This window comes from bacterium, from assembly GCA_024226335.1.
Classification (GTDB): domain Bacteria; phylum Myxococcota_A; class UBA9160; order SZUA-336; family SZUA-336; genus JAAELY01.
In genome coordinates this window covers 1-3543 of the sequence record JAAELY010000201.1, presented here as the reverse complement: position 1 = coordinate 3543, position 3543 = coordinate 1, and the positions used below count along the sequence as shown (strand labels likewise).

The window sequence follows — 3543 nt, the reverse complement described above, 5'->3', positions numbered from 1 at the left end:
GTGCGCGGCGTCGGCGAGACGCCGATCGTGGCACCCCTGGCCGCTGTCGCAAACGCGCTTCACAACGCTACGGGCGCGCGCCTGCGGGATCTCCCCATGTCGCCGCCGCGCGTACTCGATGCCATCGACTCCGTTCGTTAGTCCGGTGGCGCTCGCGGAATTCCCTCTCGGCTTGCAACGCTTCACGGAGGGGCAACAGAGTATCGAGATCGAGGCGCGAAATGTCCGGGAACTGATCGAGGCGCTGGAACGGCGCTTCCCAGAACTCGGCGATCGCCTGCGCTCGGGCCTGGCCGTCGCGATCGACGGCGATATCCACAACGATCCCTACCTGGAGCCCCTCGGCCGCGACAGCGAAGTAATCTTTCTGTCGTCGATCTCCGGCGGTTGAGCGAGCCGGGAGTCTGACCCAGGCTCCTAGATCAACCCGTCGTACGAGCCGCCGTCGAGTTGCAGATTCTGGCCGCTGATGTAACCCGCCTGGACGCTGCAAAGATAAGCACAGGCATCGCCGACCTCTTCTGGACGTCCAAGCCGATGCGCCGCGATCGTGCCACGCATTTCTTCGTACGCCTGTTCAATCGTGATACCTGCGGTCTTCGCGCGCATCTCGGCCATGAACTTCTGACGGTCGGTGTCGATGCGCTCGGGCAAGATATTGTTGATCGTGACATTGGATGCAGCGACCTGTTTCGAAAGCGCCTTCGAGAGCGACGTGAGTCCGGAGCGCGCACCCGTCGATAGCCCCATGAACGGATGCGGCGACTTCACCATGGCAGAGGTGATGTTCACGATTCGTCCGAAACTGCGTTGCACCATTCCGTCCAGAACTGCACGAATCATCAAAGTGGGCGCGAGCATATTTGCATCCAGCGCGGCGATCCAGGTTTCGCGATCCCAGTCCTGAAAACGACCCGGTGGCGGACCGCCGTTGTTATTCACGAGTATGTCGGGCTCGGGACACGCGGCGACCAGCGCATCTCGGGTCGCTTCCAAAGCGATATCCCCAGCGACGCTGTCGACCTTGGCCCCACCCGCTGCGCGAATCTCCGCGACGGCCCTGGAGAGCGAGTCCTCATCGCGTCCGTTCAAAATGACCTCTGCTCCCTCACGCGAGAGCGAGAGCGCGCAGGCCTTTCCCAGTCCGCGGCTCGAAGCGCAGACGATTGCCTTCCGGCCGCTGATTCCCAGGTCCATTCCCTGCCCCGACTACATCTTGAAGTTGTGACACAAACTTACTCTGTCGTATAATCGCGGAGGCGCGCCTCGTCAAGCGGGGCGGAAGAGGTTTGATTTCAAAATATGAGCACGGCGAGCGATACGGGAGTTTCTGCAGAATCGAGGAACACCCGGCAGAATATTCTCGACGCCGCGCTCGAAATCTTCGCCGAGCGCGGCTTCGACGGTGCAAAGACCCGCGATATCGCAGAGCGAGCGGGCGCAAACCTGGGCCTGATCAAGTACTACTTCGACACGAAGGAAAATCTCTGGAAGACGGCGGTTGATCTTGCCTTCACCCAGTTGTCGAAAGCCTTTGGCTCCACGGCCCGCAGCGCAGCCGCGGGCTGCGAGCGCGACCAACTAGAAGACATGACGAGGCGTCTCGTGCATTTCGCGGCGGCTCATCCCCACTTCATCCAGTTGATGAACGACGAAGGAAAACGCCCGGGTCCGCGCATGCGCTGGCTGGTCCAGAGGCACGTCAAGCCGCTCTACCGGGATTTCTCCGAGAGGCTCGAACGCCTGCAGAAACTCGGCATCGCACCGATGCTACCGGCTCCGAGCTTTCACTATATCCTGGTCGGAGCGGCCTGCCTGATCTTCAGCCAGGCCGCAGAGTGCGAGGAAGTCAGCGGAGTCGACCCGACCCGGCCCGAAGTGGTCAAAGAGCACGCAGATGCTCTCGTGCAACTCTTGCTCGGGCGTCGCTGAACAGGAAAGAGGGGAAAGACGGAATGAGCGCGTTTTCATATTCCGATTCGGACCTGCCGATTCGCGCCGACCTTCCCGAGGCCTACCGCTTTGCCTGGAAGGAGGTCTCCCGCGCGGGTTGCTGGTGGACGGGTGCGGAGCGAATCGCGATCGCACGCGAGGTTCGCAATGCCAGGGATTGCAGGCTGTGCGCCGATCGCAAGGAGGCCGTCTCTCCGTTCGCCGTCGACGGCCAGCACGATCACTCCGACGGTTTGCCCGACCCGGCCATCGATACGGTTCACCGACTCGTCTCCGATGCCTCCCGGCTCACGAAGTCCTGGCTTGAAAAATTGCATGCTTCGGGGGTGTCGGACGGACACTACGTGGAGTTACTCGGAATCGTGGTCGCGGTGCAGAGCGTCGATGCCTTCGGCCGCGCGCTCGGTCTGGCACTCGAGCCCCTGCCCGAAGCGACACCGGGCCTGCCCTCGGGCTATCGCCCGGACCAGCTACAGACCGGTGATGGCTGGGTCCCGATGTTGCGAGGAACAGCTGCCGGAACAGCGGAAGCGGACCTCTTCGACGGACGTCAGGGACCCAATGTGATTCGCGCCATGAGTCTGGTACCCGACGCGGTTCGCTTGCTCAAGATCCTGTCAGCTGCGCAGTACATGAAGGACTTCGAGGTCGCCGATCCGGCCGCGGACCCGGGGCGCGCACTGACACGGCCGCAGATCGAACTCGTTGCGGGAAGGGTTGCCGCTCTCAATGAGTGCTTCTACTGAACCTCCGCACACTCCATGCTGCTCCGTGCGAGCAGCGAGATTGCTGGTAGCAAGGTTGATCTGCGTGCAGTCACGGAGGGAACTGCCGTCGAATCGGGCGTACCCGGAGAGCGCGTACTCATCGACTTCATCGACGCAGCCATGGGCACGGGCGATGCAGATCTCGCGGACGCGCGCGCTGCGGTCCGTCGAGAACTGGGCGTCGAAGCTCTCGTCGACGCCGCCGCGGTGCTCGGCAACTTCGAACGCATGGTGCGCATCGCGGACGGAACAGGTATTCCGCTCGACGACAAGGTCGCCATGATGTCCGTCGATATGCGCGAGGAACTCGGGATCGACGACTTCGGCTCCGCTTCCGAAACACCACCGGTCACGGGGCTGAAGCGACTCGTAGCCCGCGCGCTTCAACCGGTCCTGGTTCCGGTCATGCGCTTCATGGTCAGAAAGATGTCGAAGCCGTAGCGCCTTTTCGCTTCTCGAATTCATCGAGCTGTTTGAGGGCCACGTTGGGGCGCACGATCGAATAGAGGGCGGGAACGATCGTGATCGCGCCAACCATATTGATCACCATCAAAACCGTCAGCAACTGGGCCATTTCCGACTGGAAGCGCAGACTCGAAAAGCCCCAGAAGAAGATACCGCCCACCACCGTGGTAGCGGTGAAGGTCACGGCCATTCCGGTCGTTCGGATCGCGCGACGTATCGCCTCGTCGATGTCCCCACACAAGGCAGTCTCCTGGCGGATGCGATCGACGATGTAGATCGCGTAGTCGACACCGATTCCTACACCCACCGCCTGAACAGGCAGAGTGTTCACGTTCAGCCCCAGGCCGTTGACCGCCAT

General features: G+C 62.0%; 6 protein-coding genes. 4 read left to right on the top strand and 2 right to left on the bottom strand.

Annotated features, from left to right (window positions below; all coding sequences use genetic code 11):
• Positions 1–172: 172 nt before the first annotated feature.
• Positions 173–391, top strand: a complete 219-nt coding sequence (locus tag GY725_10150; protein MCP4004545.1) for a MoaD/ThiS family protein — start codon at positions 173–175, stop codon at positions 389–391.
• Between the two features lie 26 nt (positions 392–417).
• On the opposite strand, the gene GY725_10145 is transcribed toward GY725_10150, so the two are convergent.
• On the bottom strand, positions 418–1197 hold the full coding sequence (locus tag GY725_10145; protein ID MCP4004544.1) for an SDR family oxidoreductase: 780 nt from the start codon (positions 1195–1197) through the stop codon (positions 418–420).
• A gap of 105 nt (positions 1198–1302) precedes the next feature.
• Here GY725_10145 and GY725_10140 point away from each other — a divergent pair, with 105 nt between their 5' ends.
• Genes GY725_10140 through GY725_10130 form a run of 3 tightly spaced genes read left to right on the top strand, consistent with a single transcriptional unit; the run spans position 1303 to position 3161 of the window.
• Complete coding sequence (locus GY725_10140; GenBank protein MCP4004543.1) at positions 1303–1932, top strand: TetR/AcrR family transcriptional regulator; 630 nt, start codon at positions 1303–1305, stop codon at positions 1930–1932.
• A gap of 23 nt (positions 1933–1955) precedes the next feature.
• Entirely contained in the window at positions 1956–2699 is a 744-nt protein-coding gene (locus GY725_10135; GenBank protein ID MCP4004542.1) for a hypothetical protein, read from the top strand.
• Positions 2700–2714: 15 nt separating this feature from the next.
• On the top strand, positions 2715–3161 hold the full coding sequence (locus GY725_10130; GenBank protein MCP4004541.1) for a hypothetical protein: 447 nt from the start codon (positions 2715–2717) through the stop codon (positions 3159–3161).
• On the opposite strand, the gene GY725_10125 is transcribed toward GY725_10130, so the two are convergent.
• Positions 3139–3543, bottom strand: a 405-nt coding sequence (locus GY725_10125) for an MMPL family transporter (protein ID MCP4004540.1), incomplete at its 5' end; no start/stop codon positions are given. The genes GY725_10130 and GY725_10125 overlap by 23 nt on opposite strands.